This window comes from Mesorhizobium sp. LNHC229A00 (assembly GCF_000502415.1).
GTDB lineage: Bacteria > Pseudomonadota > Alphaproteobacteria > Rhizobiales > Rhizobiaceae > Mesorhizobium.
Window position 1 is genome coordinate 105,156 of the sequence record NZ_AYWQ01000006.1, and the last position, 18,837, is coordinate 123,992.

The following is an 18,837-nucleotide window of genomic DNA, read 5'->3' on the forward strand; positions in this document are numbered from 1 at the left end:
TCCACATCGCCCGGAGGTCCCGTCCTGACCTTCGTCAGTTGGATCTTGACGCTGCTGGCGACCGGGCAGGGGCTGGTACGTCGAGATCATCCCCCGTCCGCGACAGGAAGAACAGCGTCGGCGCGGCGTCCAAGATTGGCGCCGCGCCCGCGTCAGCTTTCAATCCAGACCTTCTCGAAATGCTGCTCCAGCGCCTGGTGCTGTTCGCAGCCTTCGATGCCCTTGCGGTAGGTCCGGTAGACGGAGCGCCAGTAGGGCTGGATGATGATGCCTGAGTCGCGCAAATTCTGCTCGATCTTGGCCATGATCTCCTTGCGCGCCTTGGGGTCGGGCATGGCGAGCGCCTTGTCGAGCAGCTCGTCGAACTCCTTCGAGGCATAGGCGCTTTCGTTCCAGGCGGCGCCCGACTTGTAAGCCAGCGCCAGCACCTGGACGCCGAGCGGGCGGCCGAGCCATTCGGTGCACGAGAAGGGATATTTGCTCCAGTCGTTCCAGAAGGTGGCGGCGGGCAACACAGTGCGCTTGATCTTGAGGCCCGCCTCGCGCATCTGCGCCGATATGGCGTCGCCGGTGCTCTTCTGCCATTCGACGTCGACCGAGATGAGGTCGTACTCATGGTCGGCCTTGCCGCTCTCGGCCAGCAGCTTCTTCGCCGCCTCCATATCGCGCTTGGCCGGGCCGATATCGGCATATTCGGGGTGCATGGGGCCGACATGGTGGTTGTCGGCGGGCTTGCCGCGGCCGTCGAGGCCGAGCTTCAGCACGGCGGAATTGTCGACGGCGAGCTGCGCGGCGCGGCGCACCTTGATGTCGTCATAGGGCGGATTGGCGACATTGAAGCGGGCGACGATGGTCGAGCCGGTGGCGATCTCGGAATTCTTCAGCCCCATCTTGTCGGTCTGCGAGACGGCGTCGGAAGCGGTTTCGTGGTCGGTGTCGATCTCGCCGGATTCGAACGCCGACAGCATGGCGTTGGGGTCGGAGCCGTAGTCGATCCACTGGATGCCATCCAGATAGAACTCGCCCTTCCACCAGGGCTTGTCCCTGCGCTTGACCTCCGCACCCGTCTCGGCGTCCCATTTCACCAGTTCGCAGGGGCCGGTGGTGATCGCCAGCGCCTTCATCGGATCGCCGTCGCCATCATAGGAGCGGTGCATGATCAGCGCCGGATAGTCGGCCATGCCGGCGATCAGCGAAATGTCTGGCTTCGGCAGATTGAGCTTGATCGTGTACTCATCGACCTTCTCGATGCCGCCATCGACCACCTTCTTGGTGTCGGCATTGACCAGCGCGCCCATCCGCGCGGCGACCGAGTTGCCGGCAACGCCAGCCTCGCACCAGCGGGTGAGGTTGTGGATCACGTCGTCGGCGTTGAAGGCGTCGCCGTTCGACCAGGTGATGCCCTTGCGCACATGCAGCGTCAGCGTTTTGGCGTCATCGCTCATCTCCCATTTTTCGAGCAGCCAGGGCTCGAAGGAGAAGTCGGTGTTCCAGCGCACCAGATATTCGTTGCAGTGGCGCGCGACGTTGGACATTTCGACGCCGTCGAAGGTGCGCGGGTCCTTGAATCCCTTGACGTTCATGGCGACGCGCAGCACGCCGCCCTTCTTCGGCTCGGCGGCGCGGGCGGGCGTCGGGGCAATGCCGCCCAGCGCAAAAGCGCCGGCGGCGCTGACGCCGAGGCCGGCCATCAGCGCCACATATTCGCGACGGCTGATGCCGCCCGCCTTGAAATCGGCGGCGACAGGTTTGGCGCGCGGGTGAAGTTTGCGGTCGGTCAGCATGAATTTCATCGTCGTTCCCTTTGTCGTTGGTGCATGCCCAAAAGTGCCCAGCAGCTTTAGGACGAGGCATGCACGGAAACAGGCTGCGCCCCGGCGGACAAGCCGACGCGGCGCGGCTGCGACCGCCGGGGCGCCATTGCCTGAGAGGGAATGATAGGGCTGGGTGACGTTGCGGAATGTTCTGGAATCCGCAGGAGTTGTGCGGAGCTCCGCAGGGGCCTTTACCTTCGTCATCCTCGGGTCTGCGCCGCGTCGCCGCGCTCCTTGCTCCGCCCGTCACGACGAAGCGATGGCGGCGCCCAACAAAAAAACCCGGCGCGAGGCCGGGTTTTTCAAGCGATGCCTGTCAGCCGCGGATCAGCTCACCTGGACCTTCGACGCGGCCTGGTCCTCGGCCAGCTTCTGCTGGAACATCTGCGCGAAGTCGATCGGGTCGAGCATCAGCGGCGGGAAGCCGCCATTGCGCGTCGCCTCGGCGATGATCTGGCGGGCGAAGGGGAACAAAAGGCGCGGGCATTCGATGAACAGGATCGGCAGCATGTGCTCCTGCGGGAAGCCCGAAATGGCAAAGACGCCGCCATAAACCAGCTCGACGTTGAACAGCACTTCCTGGTCGAAGGAAGCCTTGGCGTTCAGCGTCAGATTGACGTCGAACTGCTTGTCGGAAAGCGGGTTGGCGTTGACGTTGACATTGATGGCGATGCCGGGGGCCTTGTCGCGGCCGCGCAGCGAGTTCGGCGCGCCGGGGCTTTCGAAGGACAGGTCCTTCACATACTGGGCCAGCACGTTGAGCGATGGCTGCGCCGCGTTGCCGTTGCCGTTGGCGCCGACCGGCGCGTCATCATTGCTGGCCATGAGCCTTATCCTTTTCCCCTGGGCAGTCTCGCTCACCGAATTGAATCGGGGCTGACCGAATTGAAATCGGGCGTTCGCTACCATGGCCGGCATGACAAGACAAGGTTTGCCGCCCGGTGGTTCCGAGGCAATCGACGCGGACGCTTTGTGACGGGAAGATCATCGCCGAGGGCAGTGCCGCCCCTCACCTGCCTGCCGGCATCCTCTCCCCTTATAGTGACGGGGAGAGGGGTGCTGTCATCGGCGCTTTCGCCAATCGCCAACGTTGCAGGATTGAGCGCCAGCGCCGCCCCAATCAGCCCTTTCTCCCCGTCACTATACGGGGAGAAATGTCCGGCGGGACAATGCGCCGCCGGCCTCGACAAAACAGACCGGAACGCCGCGGCCGCGAGCTAGTCGTCCTTCAGCCGCCGCCAAGGCGAGTTGTGGTCCGGGCCGCGCTTCAGGTCGTCCTCGCGCGAATAGTCGCCGTCGTCGAGGTCGATGACCCTGTCGCGCTGCCGGCGGAAGCCGCCGGTGGAGAAATTGCTGGCCACGACGATGCGGCCCTTCAGCCTGCTCCAGGCAAGGTCGCGCACCGGCGGCAGGAACAGGAGCAGGCCGACAATGTCCGTGATGAAACCGGGAATGATCAGCAGGATCGCCGCTACCACGATCATGGCGCCATGGGCGAGCTGGCCGCTGGGGTCGCGGCCGGCCGCCATCTCGGTGCGGATACGGGTCATGACGCCGAAACCCTGGTGGCGCAGCAAAAGCACGCCGGCGAAGCTCGAGGCCAGCACCAGGCCGACCGTCGCCAGTGCGCCGACCTCACGGCCGACGACGACGAAACCGGCGATTTCCAGCAGCGGAAGCGCCAGGAGAAAGAGGGGAAGCAGCGAAATGCGCAAGTCTTTACCGATCATTCGATTGTTTTGTCCCCCTGGCGGCCAATCGCCGCTGGCACGGAGGCTGTTAGATAGGTATGCCTGCCTTTGATTTGAATGATTGCGCCTTGCGTTCTATATGCTTTGAATGGTGAACGCTATGCGACCGCGGCCTTCGGCTGGACGGTCCGGCCTAGAGGCAGGGATTGATTGGCGGAAAATATGGGCTTCTTCGACTTCGGCACGATTTTCTTCCTGATCGCGGCGGTGGTGATCTTCTTCCAACTGCGCAACGTGCTGGGCCGCCGGACCGGTAGCGAGCGGCCGCCTTTCGACCCCTACACGGCGGCGCGCACCGACAAGGACGCCACGCAGAAGCCCGAGAACGTCGTTTCGCTGCCGCGCAAGCGGGCGCCTGGCGAGCCGGCGGCGGCCGACACCTATACGGCCATCGACGCCTTCGCCAAGCCCGGCACCGATCTCAACAAGGGCTTGCGCGCGATCAAGGACAACGACTCCTCCTTCGACCCCAAGGGGTTCGTCGACGGCGCCAAGATGGCCTATGAGATGATCGTCATGGCCTATGCCGACGGCGACCGCAAAACGCTGAAGAACCTTCTGTCCCGCGAGGTCTATGACGGCTTCGTCGCCGCGATCGGCGAGCGCGAGGCCAAGTCGGAGAAGATCCAGTCCTCCTTCGTCGGCATCGACAAGGCCGACATCGTCTCGGCCGAGATGAAGGGCGGCGAGGCGCATGTGACGCTGCGCATCATCAGCGAGCTGATCTCGGCGACGCGCGACCAGGCCGGTACGGTCATCGACGGCGATCCCGAGACGGTGGCCGAGGTCAAGGATGTCTGGACCTTCGCCCGCGACACACGCTCGCGCGATCCGAACTGGAAGCTCGTCGCCACCGAAGAAGAAGACTGAGTCCGAAAAAGGCAGGCTCCGGTGTCGCTGTCGCCTCTCCTTGTAGAAAGGTCCTTCGGCGGCCTGCCCGGCTGGGGTGACGACGACCACCTGCCGGCCTTCGCTGCTTTTGCCCGGTCCGCCTTCCATGTGCCGGTAAAACCCTATCGCAGCGGTGCGCTCGGCGTCGATTTCGGCGCCTTCGCCGAGGCCTATGCGCAAGCACGCGAAGCCCCTGCCGCCAGTTCGTCCGAAGCGCGTGCCTTCTTCGAGCGCCATTTCGTGCCCATGCTGGTGCGGCCGGACACCGGCGCCGGTCTCGTCACCGGTTTCTACGAGCCGCAAGTCGAGGCATCGCCGGTACGGACGGAGCGTTTCTGCGTGCCGCTGCTGTCGCGTCCAGCCAATCTCATTGACGTGGACGACGCCAACCGGCCCGCCGGGATGGATCCTTACCTCGCCTTCGCGCGCCGGACCGCCGACGGGCTGGCCGAATATCCCGACCGTGGCGCGATCGAGCGCGGCGCGCTCGCCGGCCAGGGGCTGGAGATCGCCTGGCTGGCCGACAAGGTCGATGCCTTCTTCATCCATGTCCAAGGCGCGGCGCGGCTTGTCATGACGGACGGGCGGCTTAGCCGCGTCACCTACGCCGCCAAGTCAGGCCAGCGCTTTACTGGCCCCGGCAAAATCCTGAGCGGGCTCGGTGAAATCCCGCTGGCGCAGGTGACGATGCAGTCGATCCGCGCCTGGTTCAAGGCGGATCCGGAGCGGGTCGACGAGATCCTGTGGCAGAACCGCTCCTACATCTTCTTCCGCGAGGCTGCAGTGGAAGATGCCGCGCTCGGTCCGATCGCCGCCGCCAAGGTGCCGCTGACGCCGGGCCGCTCGATGGCCGTCGACCGGCTGCTGCACACATTCGGCACGCCCTTTTACATCGACGCGCCGACGCTCACCGCCTTCGACGAAAGGCCGTTCCGGCGGCTGATGATCGCGCAGGACACCGGCTCGGCCATAACAGGGCCGGCGCGCGGCGACCTGTTCGCCGGCTCGGGCGATGCCGCCGGCGAGATCGCCGGCGTGGTGCGCAACGCCGCCGATTTTTATGCGCTGGTGCCGCGCGCGCTGGCCGGGGGCGCGAGATGAGCAAGCGCGGGGATAAGCTCAGCGACGACGATCGGGTGCTGTGGAACCTGGTGGCGCGCACCGCCAAGCCGCTCAAAGGCCGCGCCGCCGTCGACATTCCGGACATGGCCGTCGATGCCAGGCCGACGCCGGCGCAGCCGGTCCAGCCTTCCGCCAACGCGCCGGGCACGGTAAAGCCGAAGGTCCAGCATGTCACGCACCGCCTCGACGAGCCGACGCTGGACAAGCTGCAAAAAGGCCGGCTGCCGATCGAGGGCCGCGTCGACCTGCATGGCATGACGCAGGACGAGGCCTATTCGCTGCTGTTCTCATTCCTGCACCGGGCGCATGCCGGCGGCGTCCGCTATGTGCTGGTCATCACCGGCAAGGGGTCTTCTTCGGGCGGCGATGGCATCTTGCGGCGCGCCGTGCCGGCCTGGCTGTCGACACCGGCGTTCCGGCCGCTGGTTTCCAGTCACGACCATGCCGCCCGCAACCATGGCGGCTCGGGCGCGCTTTATATCAGGTTGCGGCGGGCGCGCTCATGACGCCGTTCGGCGAGCGGCTGCGGGCGCTGCGCGCCGAGCGCGGCGTCAGCCAGAAGGACATGGCGGCGGCGATCGGCGTCAGCGCCGCCTATCTCTCGGCACTGGAGCACGGCAGGCGCGGCGCGCCGACCTGGACGCTGATCCAGAAGATCATCGGTTATTTCAACGTCATATGGGACGATGCGGAGGAGCTGGCGCGGCTGGCCGAAACCTCGCATCCGCGGGTGAAACTCGATACGTCGGGTCTTTCCCCCGCCGCCACCGAACTTGCCAATCTTCTGGCCGAGACCATCGAGAAACTCGATGAGGCCGAGCTTCTGCGCATTACCGCTTCGATCCGCGCGGCGCTGGGCCGGCGGTCTTAGCTTGACGGCGCCCGTCGGCGAGCAGCAGGCGGGCGCCGTGCTGAGATCAATTCTTGCCGGCCGTGCTGCCGCCATTGCCGCCACGACCATGGTCGCCATGACCCTGGCCGCCATTTCCACCGCCCAGGCAGTCCGACGCGCCGGCCTCGCCGCAACAGCGGCCGGCCCATAAATCGTTGAGGTTGGTGTTGGCGCAGCTTGGAATGGTCTGCCCGGCCAGAGCGGATCCGGTCAGCGCCGCAACGGCAGCCGCGGCGAGGAGAGTGTTGCGCAGAAAAGCAGTCATTTGAAGTCTCCATGATTTGGGTTTTTATCGTTCACGGCTATGTGTCGCCGGGCGAACGGAAATGGTTCACGGAGGGATGAAAGATTTACTGGAGAGCGACGCAAGACGCGCGATCGGCAATGTTAGCGCCGCCCCTCATCTAACCGGCATCTTCTCCCCGTAGAACGGGAGAAGGGGCAACCTCGCCACCCTTCTTGCACCACTAACAATTGGCGAAACCGTTGATGACGGCACATTTCTCCCCGTCACGGGGAGAAATGCCCGGCAGGGTAATGACGGGCGGCGCCGGCCATCGCAAGGAAAAAGCGGGAAGACACTTTCGGCACGAGAGCTGCGCGGTTCGAACCGCGGCGCTCTTTGCTACTGCACCGAGCCGACCAGGACCTGCTGGCCGCCGCGGATCGAGACCCAGCGGCCGGTGTTGTCGATCGCCTGCCGCTTGAGGAAGCGGTAGCCGGTCTGGTCCCAGGACTTGACCTTGTCGGTCAGATTGTCGAGCACATAGTCGCCGCCGTCGGTGCGCACCGTCAGCACGGCGTGGCCTTCACCGTCGGGCTTGCGGACCACGGTTATCAGGAGGTCGGCGAGCGACATGCCCATGCGGGACAGCTGGCGCCGCTTCTCCAGCACGTAGTCCTCGCAGTCGCCGACGCCCTTGTCCGGATAGGCCCAGACCTCGTCCTTGCCGTAAATGTCCATGTCGCTCATCGGCTTTACGGCGGCATTGACCCTGGCGGTAACGTTGACCAGCTTGCGCATCAACCCCTCGGTCAGGACCGCCGGCGCGAGATTGGCCGGGCGGATCGAGCATTCGCCCGGACGCTGCTTGCAGAAATCGTAGTGGCCGATCGGCTGCGAGGTGAGGCCCCCGGTCGCCATGGCGCCCGAAGCCCAGGCCGGTGCCATCCAGCCCCCCGTTAACGCCAGCCCTGCTGCCGCGCATACGCGCAGCCTTCGCATGGTTGAGGAATTCATTGTCCCCGCTCGCCCTGTTGTTAACGAAACGTTAAGGGCGATTTACACTCCGTGTCAATTACGACGTCGGCCTCATTTACGGCATGGTTACCAGCAGGGAGACGCAGCGGCCCTTGTGCAACAGAATCGGACCCGCGGCCGGTTCCGTTTGCAAACCGCCTACCGCTTGGCGGTGCGGACCAGCTTCGGCTTCACCGGGACGCGGTTCTGGCGGCCATAGCTGGTGATGAAGTCGACGATGCGCGGCACGATTTCGGAGCGGAAGCGCGAGCCGTTGAAGACGCCGTAATGGCCGACTGCCGGCTGCATGTAGTGCGCCTTCTTGTCGCCGGGGATGTTGACGCACAAATCCTGCGCCGCCTTGGTCTGGCCAAGACCCGAAATGTCGTCGTTCTCGCCCTCGACCGTGAACAGGGCAACGTTGCGTATGACGGACGGATCGATCCTGGTGCCGCGATGCGTCATCTCGCCCTTGGGCAGCGCATGGCGCACGAAGACCGTGTCGACCGTCTGCAGATAGAACTCCGCCGTCAGGTCCATCACCGCCAGATATTCGTCATAGAAGTCGCGGTGCTTTTCGGCGTTGTCGCCATCGTGCTTCACAAGGTTCATGAAGAATTCCTTGTGGGCGATGATGTGGCGGTCGAGGTTCATGCTCATGAAGCCGGAAAGCTGCAGGAAACCGGGATAGACCTCGCGGCCGAAGCCCGGCACTGGCCAGGGCGCGCGCATGACGACGTTGTCGCGGAACCAGTCGATGCCCTTTTCCTTGGCCAGCAGGTTGACGGCGGTCGGGTTGCGGCGGGTGTCGATCGGTCCGCCCATCAGGGTCATCGTCGAAGGCACGAACGGGTCGCCCTTCGCTTCCATCAGCGCCACGGCCGCAAGCACCGGCACGGAAGGCTGGCACACGGCCATCACATGCGTGTCGGGACCCAGCGTGTGCAGCATGTCGATGACGTAGTCGATATAATCGTCGAGATCGAAGCTGCCATCGGCCAGCGGCACCATGCGGGCGTCGACCCAGTCGGTGATATGGACGTCGGCATAGGGCAGCATCGCCTCGACCGTGCCGCGCAGCAGCGTGGCATAGTGGCCCGACATCGGCGCCACGATCAAAAGCTTCGGGTCGGCCTTGCGCCCGGCAGGAACGGCGCGCTCGAACCGGACGAGATTGCAGAACGGCTTCGACCAGACTGTCTTTTCGGTGACCGCGACGCTCGTCCAGTCGACCACCGTCTTGGCTAGGCCGAATTGCGGCTTGCCGTAGCGGCGCGTGGTGCGCTCGAACAGCTCGGCGCCCGCGGCGATCGAACGGCCCCAGGGCGTATGCGAAACCGGGTTGAGCGGGTTGGAGTAGAACAACCGGACCGCGTCGGCATAGAGCCGCGCCGGCTGCAGGGCGGCGTGGTTCATTTCGTAGAGCTGGTAGAACATACGTTACCCCGCGACCGAAGGGACGACGATCAGCGCCGTGCCCAGATGTCTCGCGGGAACGTTAACAACTAATTGCTGCGATGCAATACGTCACGTGGCGTGACCAATGCTTCTTTCGTTGAAAGCCTTTAAAACCGGGCACGGCCGGCCCAGCCGGCTCAATGTGCAGTGCCGAAATGTGTACGATATGTGTCGCCTGCACCCGACCATGATCCCGAAAGTTCCCGGTTGCTCCGCTGCTCCGCGGTCGGCAAGAGATCATGGTCAGGAGACGATCAAATCAGACGCGCGCCATGCAGACGGAAGTCTGTCCGGAGCCGACGAAGCCGAGCTGGCCGGCGGCGCCTTTCGACAGGTCGAGCACCCGGCCCTTGATGAAGGGCCCGCGATCGTTGATGCGCACGACGACGCTGCGGCCGTTGTTCTTGTTGGTGACCCGCAATTTGGTGCCGAAAGGCAGGGTGCGGTGGGCGGCGGTCATCGCCGAGGGGTTCATGCGCTCGCCCGATGCGGTCCTCGAGTGCAGCGCGTACCAGGAAGCGCGGCCACACTGACCGGCGGCGGCGGTTGCCGAAGTGGCGGAAGCGCCTACCATCAGGCCAGCAGCGATCGTTACCGCGACAAGCGCGGTCTGTTTCGTGGTCTTCATATTTGGGGGATGGCTCCGTTTTTGACAGACCCAAGCCGTTAGGTGGGAAATAAGGCAGGAAATGCGGCAGTGATCTGGCGGTTCCATGGCAAGATCACACGTTTGGAGTCGGGGGGTAACAGTTTGTCAGGGATTTTCGGACCGGACTTCATCAGTTATCGATGATGTTCGTGCCGATATCCGAGATCCGTTTGACAAGATCCGGGATTAGTCTCCAAGTAGAAACCGCTGGGATCGAGCCACTTCCTCTGGCTCTTTCATCGCGGCTATGGCGCCGCTGTCGATCGACTGGGAAAGCGAGATCCGACAATGAAACTGACCAAGAATCTGCTGGCGTTGATTGTACTCGCGATCGGTGCGTTGTGGTCGCTGCAAGGCACCGGCGTGGTCGGCGGCAGCTTCATGACCGGCCAATCGCAATGGCTCTATATCGGTCTCGCCGCCATGCTGGCCGGCCTGGCGGGACTGGTATGGGCGAACCGTAGGCAGGGTTGAGGTTCGAGCAAACGCGCCCGGTGCTGAGCGCGCCGGCCGTGACCGCGTTCACTGCGACCAGTACTGCCAGGCCCAGTAAAAACTCTCGTCGCGCGGTGGCAGGCGATCGCGCCCGGCGCGAAGATGGACCGGCGCCGGCGAGTGCGGGCTGTCCTCACTTGCCGCGTTCTCATCGGAAGCAAGGCCGAGCAGCCAGGCGCCGACATGGGCAAACAACACGGCGGTGGAATGGGTCATCGTCATTCTCCTTTTCCGATCATTCCCGCCCCGCCCATGGGACCAGCACGCGCTCGATGCGGCGGATGGTGAATTCGAGCACGAAGGCGATGGCCGCGATCACCAAGATGCCCATGATCACCACGTCGGTGACGAGAAACTGGGCCGCCGACTGGATCATGAAGCCAAGCCCGCGCGTCGCCGCCACCAGCTCGGCCGCGACCAGTGTCGACCAACCGGCGCCGAGCGCGATGCGCAGGCCGGTCAGGATCGAGGGCAGGGCGCTGGGCAGGATCACGTGGCGGACCACTTGGCGCCGAGTCGCACCAAGCGAACGCGCGGCGTTGATGCGCTCCCGCGAGACGCCGCGGACGCCCGAGGCGGTCGACAGGGCGACCGGCGCCAGCATGGCGATGGCGATCACCAGGATTTTCGAAGGCTCGCCGATGCCGAACCAAATGATGACCAGCGGCAGGTAGGCCAGCGGCGGGATCGGCCGCAGGAATTCGAGCAGCGGATCGAAGATGCCGCGCCCCACCGTGCTGATGCCGATGGCGAGCCCCACCGGCACCCCGACCAGGATGGCGGCGACCAGCGCGGCAAAGACGCGGCCCAGACTGGCGACGACATGCTGCGACAGCGTCGCGTCGACGAAGCCGTCGTTCATAACCACGATGAACTTGTTCCACACGGCAAGCGGCGAGGGCAGGAACACCGGCGACACCAGTTGCAGGCGGGCCGAGAGTGTCCAGAGCGCCAGCACCGCCAGGATGGTGGTGGCGCTGACCATGCGCGCCGAAACGCCCGTCCGTTTCGCCCGTGGCCTGGACCAGGGCACCGACAGGCCGTCGGTTTCGTCTGTCCTTGAACCGGGCCGTTCCGTGTAGGAGGAAATGGTCATGCCGCCTCTCCCTCGAAGATCGCGTCGGTCAGTTCGCCGCGCGCAGCCCCGAAGGCCGGATCGGCCTTGATGGCGCGAATGGGCTCGCCTGCCGCGTAACGCCTGGAGAAGCACGGCTCGAAGGTTCGCACCACGCGGCCCGGGCCGGGCGCCAGCACGACGATGCGGGTGGCGAGCACCAGCGCCTCCTCGATGCCGTGCGTGACCATCAGCACGCCGGCATGGCTTGCCGTCCAAAGGTCGAGCAGCGTCGTCTGCATGCGCTCGCGCGTCAGCGCGTCAAGCGCGCCGAGCGGCTCGTCGAGCAGCAGGAATACGGGTTCGGCGGCGAGCGCCCGGGCAAGGCCGACACGCTGGCGCATGCCGCCGGAGAGCTCCCAGATACGTTTGTCGCCGGCTTCAGCGAGTTTGACCAGCGCCAGCAGTTCATCGGCGCGGCGCGCCCGTTCGGCTGGCCTCACACCGCGCAACCTGAGCGCGAAGGCGACGTTCTCGCGCGCCGTGAGCCACGGAAACAGAGCATCGTTCTGGAACACCACCGCCCGATCAGAACCGGGCCCGGTGATCGGCTTGCCATTGACCGTGGCACTGCCGCGCGCGGGCGTGACCAGGCCTGCCGCGACGTTGAGCAGCGAGGTCTTGCCACAGCCGGAGCGGCCGACAAGGACGACGAAATCGTCCTTGGCAACGCCGATCGACACGTGCTCGACGGCGGGTGCCGGCTGGCCGTCATAGTGGATGAAGATCTTGTCGAGCACGAGATGCTGCATGGGCCTCGCCGATTTGAAGGATATCCGCCTGCCCCGAAACCGCGCCTCGTCTGCGACTTCGGGACAGGCAACGCGCGGCGTCAGGGAAGGAGAGCCGCGTGTGCGACGCGTCAGTTCGAGGCCAGCGCCTCGGTGACGTATTTCGAAGTGACATATTTCGAATAGTCCGGCAGCACCGCGTCGACCTTGCCTTGCTCCTTGAGGAAGGCGGATGCCGCCGCGATCGCAGTGACCGTGCCGCCGCCGAGGAACTTCCCGGATGCCTGCTCTTCAAGGGTGGGGAAGACGTAGCCCTTGAGCAACTCCGGCACCTCTTCCAGCTTGGCGCCCGTGAGCTTGGCGATCGCCGCGGCCTGCGGCGACGACACCGACCAGGCGTCGGGCTTGGCGAGATAGTCCCCATAGGCGGTGCCCGTCACCTTGACGAAGTCGCGCACGGCTTCCGGGTTCTTCTCGGCGAAGTCGGTGCGCACTATCCAGGCGTCGAAGGTTGGCGCGCCCCAGGCGGCGACCTGCGAGGAATCCAGCACCACCTTGCCGGATGTCTTGATCTGGCCCAGCGCCGGATCCCAGACATAGGCGGCGTCGATATCGCCGCGCGCGAAAGCGGCGGCGATTTCCGGCGGCCTTAGGTTGAGGATCTGGACCGATTTCGGATCGACATTCTCGTGCTTGAGCGCGGCAAGCAGGCTGTAATGCGTCGTCGACACGAACGGCACGGCGACCTTCTTGCCGGCGAGGTCCGCGACCTTCCCGATGCCGGCGCCGTTGCGGGCGACCAGCGCCTCGGATTGCCCGATCAGGCCGACGACGAAAATGGTCTGGATCGGCAGTTCTCGGCTTGCGGCGGCCGCCAGCGGGCTCGAGCCGACATAGCCGATATCGACCGAGCCGGAGGCGACGGCGGCGATGACATCGGCGCCGGAATCGAACTTGCGCCAATCGATGCTGGCCTTGGTGGCCTTCTCATAGGCGCCGTCGGCCTGCGGCACTTTCGAGGGCTCGACCACCGTCTGGTAGCCGATGGTGATCTTCAAGTCGTTGGCCATGGCCGGGCCGAGGAAGGCGGCGCCGGCAAGGGCAGCGGAAGACAGGAGGAGGATGCGTCGCGAAATGCTGGACATGAAAGGCTCCTTGAAAGGAAAAACCGGATTGCATGTCCATAGTTCGCTAATTCCATGGTTCTTGTAGAGTTAAATCCTTCCAAGGAAGAAGAGCTTATTGGAAAAAAGCCACCGCCGGCGGGTCGCCACGGCGGAAGTGACGGTTGCCGGCGTCCAAGAGCGGCGGCCCACCAACTTTGACCCGAGGGCGCGACCTCGACGGTTGCAGATACAGACAGGTTCAAACGAGATTCCGATTTTTCCCTACTTCCTGCAAACTTGTGCTTCAAACTGCAGAGAATTTAAAACCGGGTTCCGCGTACCGGCATTTAAGTATAGTAACCTTATGGACATAGGAGTGAGGTGCCGATGCCAGGCCATACCAAGCGTATTATGGCGACTGCTGGGGCTACTGGGTTCCGGCTGCAGGCCTTCGTGCAAGTCAGCCATGTTTTCCGTGTCATCGGTGTCACAAGCCGGGGGTAAAATCGCCACAACGGCTTGAAAACCAAGCAAGATCAACCGCAATTGGCTTGAATATCATGTCGCTGGAATTTATGTGTCATGGTGGCTTCGGCGCGGCGGGGAGGCACCCGAGGCGTTTCGCAACGGATGGCTTAGGGCCATCGCAGGACAGAGAAACGTTCGGTTCATGCTCACCAAAAAAGGCAAGTACGGCCTCAAGGCGCTCGTACATCTCGCGCACATGCCCGCCGGACGGCTCGCCTTCGTCGGCGATATCGCAACCGGCAACAACATCCCGAAGAAATTCCTCGACGCCATACTGGGCGAGCTGCGCAATGCCGGCTTCGTCCAGAGCCGCAAGGGCAAGGAGGGCGGCTATCGCCTGGCCCGGCCCGCCGACGAGATCAAGGTCGGCCACGTCGTGCGCGTCCTCGACGGGCCGTTGGCCCCGATCCCCTGCGCCAGCCGCACACAATATCAGCGCTGTGAAGATTGCAACGAGGCGACATGCCAAGTCCGACATCTGATGCTGGAAGTCCGGCAGGCGATCGCCGAGGTGCTCGACCAGCGCAGCCTCGCCGAGATGCGCGACATTGCCGACGACCTCCCGGTCGCGAGGGACGACCTGCCGGTGGTGCGGAACGGCCTGTCGGTCGCGGTGAAGGCCCAGGCCTGAAATCGGTACTTCGCAGGGGGCTCGCTCGCGCATGACCGGGCGAACCAACCCGACCCGTTCCATCATCATCGTTGGCGGCGGCGCTAGCGGCGTCGTGCTGGCCGCGCATCTGCTCAAATCGCCCAATCCGGACCTGCGCGTCACACTGATCGAAAAACGCCCGCATTTCGGCCAGGGCATCGCCTATTCGACGCTGCTGTCGGCGCATGTGCTGAATGTCAGCGCCGCCGGCATGAGCGCCTACGCCGACGATCCCGGCAATTTCTGGCGCTGGCTGCTGGAGCGGGGGTTTGCGACACCGGAGCAGGCTCCGGTCTATGCGCCGCGCAGCCTCTATGCGCTTTATCTCAAGGAATTGCTCGACGACCTGGAAGCGCGCGAGCGCGAGGCCGGCCGGCTGCGCCTGATCCGCGAGGAGAGCCTGTCGATCACGCCGACTGCGTCCGGGGTCGAGGTGGCGCTCGCCAACGGCACCAGCGTGGTCGCCCATCTTGCCGTGCTCGCCACCGGCCATGACGAACAGCCCGCGCAGGGCCATGCGATCCGGATGGGCTCGGAAGCCGACACCGCGCTTGATCCCGATAGCCGTATCCTGGTGCTGGGCACGGGCTTGAGCATGGTCGATGCATTCCTTTCCCTGGAGCAGCGCGGCCATCGCGGCGACATCATCGCGGTGTCGCGGCGCGGCCTGCTGCCCTCGCCGCATCGCAAGGGCAATCCGATCAAACTCGACGTCGCCGATATCCCGCTCGGCACCCAGCTCTCCTATTTCGTCGGCTGGTTCCGCGACCTCATTCGTGAGAACCAGAAGGCCGGCGTCGACTGGCGCGACGTGGTGGACGGCCTGCGCCCCTTCAACCAGAAGATCTGGCAGAACTGGCCGGCCTCGGCCAAGCGCCGCTTCGTCGAACACACCAAGGCCTGGTGGGACATCCATCGCCACCGCATGGCACCCGAGGTCTACGCCAGGGTGACGGAAGCCGTGCAATCGGGCCACGTCCGGCCGCTCGCCGGGCGCGTCGTCGGCGTCACGCCGGGCGACGGCTTCGCGGTGGAGGTCCAGTCGCGCCATACCCAGCGTCTCGAAACATTCGACGTCGCCCGCATCTACGATTGCTCGGGTATCGTGCGCGACATCTCGACCTCGCCGAACAGCGTGGTGCGCTCGCTGGTCGGCCGCGGTCTGGCGCGGCCGGATCCGCTTCGCATCGGCCTCGACGTCTCGGCCAATTGCGAGATCATCGCCGCCGACGGCACCGTTTCGCGAAAAATCCTCGCCGTCGGCCCGCTGACGCGCGGCACCTTCTTCGAGATCGACGCCATTCCCGATATCCGCGTCCAGTGCGCCAGGCTGAGCAAGCGGTTGCTAGGGTAAGCAATCTCGGCGGGTGATCGCCTTCCGCGATCGCACCATATCCGGCTGAGTGCAGTCTGGTATCTATTCGGCCGGAACAACTTCTGTCTTTAACTATAAGACGGCAGGACTAAAGTCTTGCGCGCTGGTAGGCCTTGGTCCGAGAGGCCTTCAAACGTTCTGTTCTTGTCCATTGGACGTTCCGTACTTTAGTCAATTGATATATATACGAGACGTGACGCAGTCCCGTTGCCAAGGCGTTCTCATCCTCGACCGTGCGGAAGTGCATTTCAGCCGGCGCGAAGAGCCATTCTGGTTCGGCGCATCGATCACCGCTCTCCTAGTGGCGACATCGCGCGCCCAGCTTACGAGTTCAAGCTGGCCGCGGGCTATCCAGCGGACAAAGAATGGCCGGTGCGGGGATGCTTGGGTTGGAAGCAGGTCGCACCGGCCATCGCGGGTTAGGCTTCGATTGGGATCGTCCCCCGCATGGCCAAGCTACACATATATTAGCGATTGCTCAACTAAGACTGAAGTCCCTCCAGCTACCGGCCGGAGGGATGGCGTTCAGCCGCCCAATGCCTCACACACAGCGCGCGCGGTCTCGGCGCCGGAAAAATTCTGCTGGCCGGTGATCAGGTTGCCGTCGCGCACCGCAAAGGCGCGCCACAGGCCGGCCTGGACATAGTTGGCGCCGATCGCCTTCAGCTCATCCTCGATCCGCCACGGCATCAGATGTTTGCCGCGCTCCAGCGCACCCATCTCCCAGGTCGCGTTGTCGGCGAAATCCTCCTCGATATTCGCGAACCCGGTCACCGTCTTGTCGGCGACGAGCAGCGAACCGTCGGCGCGCCTGGCATAGCGCAGCAGCGCTGTGCCATGGCAGAGCGCCGCGGCCACCTTGCCCGCTTCGTGGAAGGCGACGAAGATCCGTTGCAGCGCTTCCGCCCGGGCGTAGTTGAACATCGGCGCCTGGCCGCCGGCGACGACGATCGCGTCGAAGCCGTCGAGCGCGATCTCCGCGACAGGCCTTGTGTTGTCGACCAGGCTCGCCAGTTTCGGGCTCGAGATGAAGCCGAGCGAGATGAGGTCGGTTTCCGAATAGCCCGAGGGATCACGCGGATCGCTCAGCGCGTCCGCCTCGCATCTGCCGCCATCGGGCGAGAAGATCTCGACGTCGTAACCCCGCTCGGTGAAAACGAACCACGGATGCGTCAGCTCGCTCCACCAGAAGCCGACCGGCCAGCCGGTCGTGGTCGAGACGGCCGGATTAGCGATGACGATCGCCACCCGTTTCGGCCTGCGCGCATTGACCGGATTGGTATCCCGTACACTCATCCTGGCTCTCCTTCATGAAGCTGTCGCCGATAAAGCCGAATGCTGCAATCTGGCCGTATGGGCGGGCAAAATCCGCTTTCGCCGCCGCCGGGCGTTGCCTACGGTGGCGGCATGGCACCACGCGGCAGACTTTACGGTTGTCCAGTCGAGTTCGCGCTCGACGCACTGGGCGGCAAATGGAAGACGGTAATCCTGGCCCGGATCAAGCAAGGTCCGCTGCGCTATTCCGAGTTGCGCCGATCGATCCCTTCGCTTTCCGACAAGATGCTGACGCAGCGCCTGGCCAACCTGGTCGAGATCGGCTTTGTCGCGCTGGAGGCGTCGCCCGACGGCAAGGGACGCTATGTCTTGACCGAGCGTGGTCGCGATCTGGCCGCCACGCTGCAAGCGCTCTACGACTGGGGCGATGTGCACGGGCGCGCGGACGGCGTCCGCTTCCGCACCGACACAGAGACCCGGCAAGGCGCCTAGATCTTTTATTTTACGCAATTCCCTAGGGAAAGCGCGACGCGCTTTTCCCTGGAAAACCGATCGCACTTTTCCTGGAATTGCTTTAGCTCCCGCCGGCAAGCGCGCCGCAAAAACCCGCGACATCGGTGATGGCAGCCTCGCCGAGGAAGCCAAGCGTGGCTATCGAGCGGTCGCGGGCCTCACGGTTGCCGAAGCCGCAGGCGTCCTCGATCACCACGGCGACAAAACCATTGTCGGTCGCCTGGCGAACGGTCGGCTCGATGCCGATCTCCATCGCCACGCCGGCGAGCGCGACGGCGCGCACACCGCAATCGCGCAAGGCAAAGCTCAGCGCCGTGGAATCGAAGGCCGACATGGTCAGCTTGTCGAACACCGCCTCGTCGGCGCGTGGCGCGAGTTCGGGAACGATCTTCGTCGCCTCGGCATCGCGCGGGAACCAGGGCTCGACCGTGTCTGGACTGTCACGCCGCTGCCAGGGCGGTGCGCAGCTGGGTGGCGCCCATCCACCTGCGTGGCAAGGAGAGATGGCGTGTGAACGCCACCCGCATGCCGGCCGAGCGGGCTGCTTCGAGGACGCTGCCGGTGCGCTCGACGATGTCGGCCGCGCCAGCGATCTGGCGGCAGATGCCGACCTGCATGTCGTAGATCACCAGCGCCATGCGGCGGGGATCGCACCATTCAGCCAGGCTGGCGGGGATCTCGATGTCTTCGCTGGATCGGATCATGCTGCCGTCCGGTCCCATGGCTTGGCGATGTCGACAGTCGGGTCGAACAGATATTCGAGCGGCAAGGGGGCGGGGTCGAAGGCAAGAAAATGCCATTCCAGCAGCCCGGCCTTCGACAGCGGGAAGTCGTCGGTGTAGTTTCTTGCTTCTTCGACGCTGTCGAGCTCGAAAACGACGATGACGCCGCCGACATCGGCGCGCGCATGGTTTTCGCGCACGATGCCTGCCTTCCAAAGCCGCCAGACATTCGAGACTTCATCGCGCAAATAGGGTTTCAAATCGTCGAGGGTGACGCCGGGCTTGAAGTTGTCATAGGCGAGGATCTTCATCGGCCGTCTCCTTGAATTGATATGGCGAATGTTCGGCTAGCACGGCGAAATCGGCGGCGGCAACGAACGAGGTGGTTCGTTAGACGCCTCGCCTGGGACGGGCCCATGGAATTTCATTCCCCGTCTGGCCACCGGATTGGCACGATCTATCTTCTTTCCAACTGCGATCGGCTGGAAAAGACGCTAGGTTGACCCATG

At 64.4% G+C, this 18,837-nt stretch carries 23 protein-coding genes; 8 read left to right on the forward strand and 15 right to left on the reverse strand.

All coding sequences use genetic code 11. The features are described from left to right. Positions 1–152 precede the first annotated feature (152 nt). From X742_RS156795 to X742_RS156785, 3 genes are all read right to left on the reverse strand, one after another. A complete protein-coding gene (locus tag X742_RS156795) occupies positions 153–1,793 on the reverse strand; it encodes an ABC transporter substrate-binding protein (RefSeq protein WP_023772007.1) in 1,641 nt (546 codons plus the stop codon). Positions 1,794–2,141: 348 nt separating this feature from the next. Next, positions 2,142–2,639, reverse strand: a complete 498-nt coding sequence (gene secB, locus X742_RS156790) for a protein-export chaperone SecB (RefSeq protein WP_023772008.1) — start codon at positions 2,637–2,639, stop codon at positions 2,142–2,144. A gap of 392 nt (positions 2,640–3,031) precedes the next feature. Further along, complete coding sequence (locus X742_RS156785; protein WP_023772009.1) at positions 3,032–3,529, reverse strand: FxsA family protein; 498 nt, start codon at positions 3,527–3,529, stop codon at positions 3,032–3,034. A 198-nt stretch (positions 3,530–3,727) separates the two neighbouring features. Here X742_RS156785 and X742_RS156780 point away from each other — a divergent pair, with 198 nt between their 5' ends. From X742_RS156780 to X742_RS156765, 4 genes are read left to right on the forward strand one after another with little or no spacing between them, the layout of a single operon-like run. Further along, positions 3,728–4,435: a Tim44/TimA family putative adaptor protein gene (locus tag X742_RS156780; protein WP_023772010.1), complete on the forward strand. Its 708-nt coding sequence runs from the start codon at positions 3,728–3,730 to the stop codon at positions 4,433–4,435. Between the two features lie 21 nt (positions 4,436–4,456). After that, positions 4,457–5,557, forward strand: coding sequence for a murein transglycosylase A (locus tag X742_RS156775; protein ID WP_023772011.1), 1,101 nt, complete (start codon positions 4,457–4,459; stop codon positions 5,555–5,557). Further along, positions 5,554–6,084 carry a Smr/MutS family protein gene (locus X742_RS156770; RefSeq protein ID WP_023772012.1) on the forward strand — a complete coding sequence of 177 codons (531 nt, stop codon included), beginning with the start codon at positions 5,554–5,556 and terminating at the stop codon, positions 6,082–6,084. The genes X742_RS156775 and X742_RS156770 overlap by 4 nt, the downstream gene beginning before the upstream one ends. Next, positions 6,081–6,449: a helix-turn-helix transcriptional regulator gene (locus X742_RS156765; RefSeq protein ID WP_023772013.1), complete on the forward strand. Its 369-nt coding sequence runs from the start codon at positions 6,081–6,083 to the stop codon at positions 6,447–6,449. Before X742_RS156770 ends, X742_RS156765 begins: the two co-directional genes overlap by 4 nt. Positions 6,450–6,495: 46 nt before the next feature. Here the strand turns inward: X742_RS156765 and X742_RS156760 are convergent, their stop codons facing one another. The 4 genes from X742_RS156760 to X742_RS156745 form a co-directional block, all read right to left on the reverse strand. Next, positions 6,496–6,735, reverse strand: coding sequence for a hypothetical protein (locus X742_RS156760; protein WP_023772014.1), 240 nt, complete (start codon positions 6,733–6,735; stop codon positions 6,496–6,498). A 360-nt stretch (positions 6,736–7,095) separates the two neighbouring features. After that, entirely contained in the window at positions 7,096–7,710 is a 615-nt protein-coding gene (locus X742_RS156755) for a transglutaminase-like cysteine peptidase (RefSeq protein WP_023772015.1), read from the reverse strand. Between the two features lie 159 nt (positions 7,711–7,869). Continuing rightward, positions 7,870–9,147 carry a polyhydroxyalkanoate depolymerase gene (locus tag X742_RS156750; RefSeq protein WP_023772016.1) on the reverse strand — a complete coding sequence of 426 codons (1,278 nt, stop codon included), beginning with the start codon at positions 9,145–9,147 and terminating at the stop codon, positions 7,870–7,872. 280 nt (positions 9,148–9,427) lie between these two features. Next, complete coding sequence (locus X742_RS156745; RefSeq protein ID WP_023772017.1) at positions 9,428–9,796, reverse strand: septal ring lytic transglycosylase RlpA family protein; 369 nt, start codon at positions 9,794–9,796, stop codon at positions 9,428–9,430. 309 nt (positions 9,797–10,105) lie between these two features. Between X742_RS156745 and X742_RS1000000174795 the strand changes: the two genes are divergently transcribed. Further along, positions 10,106–10,291 carry an LPXTG cell wall anchor domain-containing protein gene (locus X742_RS1000000174795; RefSeq protein ID WP_023772018.1) on the forward strand — a complete coding sequence of 62 codons (186 nt, stop codon included), beginning with the start codon at positions 10,106–10,108 and terminating at the stop codon, positions 10,289–10,291. Positions 10,292–10,339: 48 nt separating this feature from the next. Here the strand turns inward: X742_RS1000000174795 and X742_RS156735 are convergent, their stop codons facing one another. The 4 genes from X742_RS156735 to tauA form a co-directional block, all read right to left on the reverse strand. Then, a complete protein-coding gene (locus X742_RS156735; RefSeq protein WP_023772019.1) occupies positions 10,340–10,528 on the reverse strand; it encodes a hypothetical protein in 189 nt (62 codons plus the stop codon). A 19-nt stretch (positions 10,529–10,547) separates the two neighbouring features. Next, positions 10,548–11,408, reverse strand: coding sequence for an ABC transporter permease subunit (locus X742_RS156730; protein ID WP_023772020.1), 861 nt, complete (start codon positions 11,406–11,408; stop codon positions 10,548–10,550). Further along, positions 11,405–12,178: a taurine ABC transporter ATP-binding protein gene (locus tag X742_RS156725; protein ID WP_023772021.1), complete on the reverse strand. Its 774-nt coding sequence runs from the start codon at positions 12,176–12,178 to the stop codon at positions 11,405–11,407. The genes X742_RS156730 and X742_RS156725 overlap by 4 nt, the downstream gene beginning before the upstream one ends. Positions 12,179–12,288: 110 nt before the next feature. Continuing rightward, a complete protein-coding gene (gene tauA / locus X742_RS156720; protein ID WP_023772022.1) occupies positions 12,289–13,302 on the reverse strand; it encodes a taurine ABC transporter substrate-binding protein in 1,014 nt (337 codons plus the stop codon). A 631-nt stretch (positions 13,303–13,933) separates the two neighbouring features. Here tauA and X742_RS156715 point away from each other — a divergent pair. Together X742_RS156715 and X742_RS156710 are read left to right on the forward strand one after the other, a co-directional pair. After that, positions 13,934–14,422 (forward strand): Rrf2 family transcriptional regulator, encoded by a 489-nt coding sequence (locus X742_RS156715; protein WP_023772023.1) that lies wholly within the window; start codon positions 13,934–13,936, stop codon positions 14,420–14,422. Between the two features lie 31 nt (positions 14,423–14,453). Then, the gene (locus X742_RS156710) at positions 14,454–15,797 is read left to right on the forward strand and encodes an FAD/NAD(P)-binding protein (RefSeq protein WP_023772024.1); all 1,344 of its coding nucleotides are present in this window, start codon (positions 14,454–14,456) and stop codon (positions 15,795–15,797) included. Between the two features lie 546 nt (positions 15,798–16,343). Here X742_RS156710 and X742_RS156705 read toward each other — a convergent pair. Next, on the reverse strand, positions 16,344–17,114 hold the full coding sequence (locus tag X742_RS156705; protein ID WP_023772025.1) for a type 1 glutamine amidotransferase domain-containing protein: 771 nt from the start codon (positions 17,112–17,114) through the stop codon (positions 16,344–16,346). Between the two features lie 39 nt (positions 17,115–17,153). On the opposite strand from X742_RS156705, the gene X742_RS156700 reads away from it, so the two are divergent. Next, positions 17,154–17,585 carry a helix-turn-helix domain-containing protein gene (locus X742_RS156700; protein ID WP_245273786.1) on the forward strand — a complete coding sequence of 144 codons (432 nt, stop codon included), beginning with the start codon at positions 17,154–17,156 and terminating at the stop codon, positions 17,583–17,585. A gap of 82 nt (positions 17,586–17,667) precedes the next feature. Here X742_RS156700 and X742_RS01000000170040 read toward each other — a convergent pair whose 3' ends face one another. From X742_RS01000000170040 to X742_RS156695, 3 genes are read right to left on the reverse strand one after another with little or no spacing between them, the layout of a single operon-like run. Continuing rightward, positions 17,668–18,111, reverse strand: a complete 444-nt coding sequence (locus X742_RS01000000170040) for a cysteine hydrolase (protein ID WP_280800193.1) — start codon at positions 18,109–18,111, stop codon at positions 17,668–17,670. Continuing rightward, positions 18,047–18,310 carry an isochorismatase family protein gene (locus X742_RS1000000176515; RefSeq protein ID WP_280800191.1) on the reverse strand — a complete coding sequence of 88 codons (264 nt, stop codon included), beginning with the start codon at positions 18,308–18,310 and terminating at the stop codon, positions 18,047–18,049. Before X742_RS1000000176515 ends, X742_RS01000000170040 begins: the two co-directional genes overlap by 65 nt. Further along, positions 18,307–18,639, reverse strand: coding sequence for a hypothetical protein (locus tag X742_RS156695; protein WP_023772027.1), 333 nt, complete (start codon positions 18,637–18,639; stop codon positions 18,307–18,309). Before X742_RS156695 ends, X742_RS1000000176515 begins: the two co-directional genes overlap by 4 nt. Between the last annotated feature and the right edge of the window lie 198 nt (positions 18,640–18,837).

Coding starts and splice junctions, on each gene's coding strand:
- X742_RS156795 (WP_023772007.1), bottom strand. CDS start 1,793: ATGAAATTCATGCTGACCGACCGCAAACTTCACCCGCGCGCCAAACCT.
- secB (WP_023772008.1), bottom strand. CDS start 2,639: ATGGCCAGCAATGATGACGCGCCGGTCGGCGCCAACGGCAACGGCAAC.
- X742_RS156780 (WP_023772010.1), top strand. CDS start 3,728: ATGGGCTTCTTCGACTTCGGCACGATTTTCTTCCTGATCGCGGCGGTG.
- X742_RS156770 (WP_023772012.1), top strand. CDS start 5,554: ATGAGCAAGCGCGGGGATAAGCTCAGCGACGACGATCGGGTGCTGTGG.
- X742_RS156765 (WP_023772013.1), top strand. CDS start 6,081: ATGACGCCGTTCGGCGAGCGGCTGCGGGCGCTGCGCGCCGAGCGCGGC.
- X742_RS156760 (WP_023772014.1), bottom strand. CDS start 6,735: ATGACTGCTTTTCTGCGCAACACTCTCCTCGCCGCGGCTGCCGTTGCG.
- X742_RS156755 (WP_023772015.1), bottom strand. CDS start 7,710: ATGAATTCCTCAACCATGCGAAGGCTGCGCGTATGCGCGGCAGCAGGG.
- X742_RS156750 (WP_023772016.1), bottom strand. CDS start 9,147: ATGTTCTACCAGCTCTACGAAATGAACCACGCCGCCCTGCAGCCGGCG.
- X742_RS156745 (WP_023772017.1), bottom strand. CDS start 9,796: ATGAAGACCACGAAACAGACCGCGCTTGTCGCGGTAACGATCGCTGCT.
- X742_RS1000000174795 (WP_023772018.1), top strand. CDS start 10,106: ATGAAACTGACCAAGAATCTGCTGGCGTTGATTGTACTCGCGATCGGT.
- X742_RS156735 (WP_023772019.1), bottom strand. CDS start 10,528: ATGACCCATTCCACCGCCGTGTTGTTTGCCCATGTCGGCGCCTGGCTG.
- X742_RS156730 (WP_023772020.1), bottom strand. CDS start 11,408: ATGACCATTTCCTCCTACACGGAACGGCCCGGTTCAAGGACAGACGAA.
- X742_RS156725 (WP_023772021.1), bottom strand. CDS start 12,178: ATGCAGCATCTCGTGCTCGACAAGATCTTCATCCACTATGACGGCCAG.
- tauA (WP_023772022.1), bottom strand. CDS start 13,302: ATGTCCAGCATTTCGCGACGCATCCTCCTCCTGTCTTCCGCTGCCCTT.
- X742_RS156715 (WP_023772023.1), top strand. CDS start 13,934: ATGCTCACCAAAAAAGGCAAGTACGGCCTCAAGGCGCTCGTACATCTC.
- X742_RS156710 (WP_023772024.1), top strand. CDS start 14,454: ATGACCGGGCGAACCAACCCGACCCGTTCCATCATCATCGTTGGCGGC.
- X742_RS156705 (WP_023772025.1), bottom strand. CDS start 17,114: ATGAGTGTACGGGATACCAATCCGGTCAATGCGCGCAGGCCGAAACGG.
- X742_RS156700 (WP_245273786.1), top strand. CDS start 17,154: ATGCTGCAATCTGGCCGTATGGGCGGGCAAAATCCGCTTTCGCCGCCG.
- X742_RS1000000176515 (WP_280800191.1), bottom strand. CDS start 18,310: ATGATCCGATCCAGCGAAGACATCGAGATCCCCGCCAGCCTGGCTGAA.
- X742_RS156695 (WP_023772027.1), bottom strand. CDS start 18,639: ATGAAGATCCTCGCCTATGACAACTTCAAGCCCGGCGTCACCCTCGAC.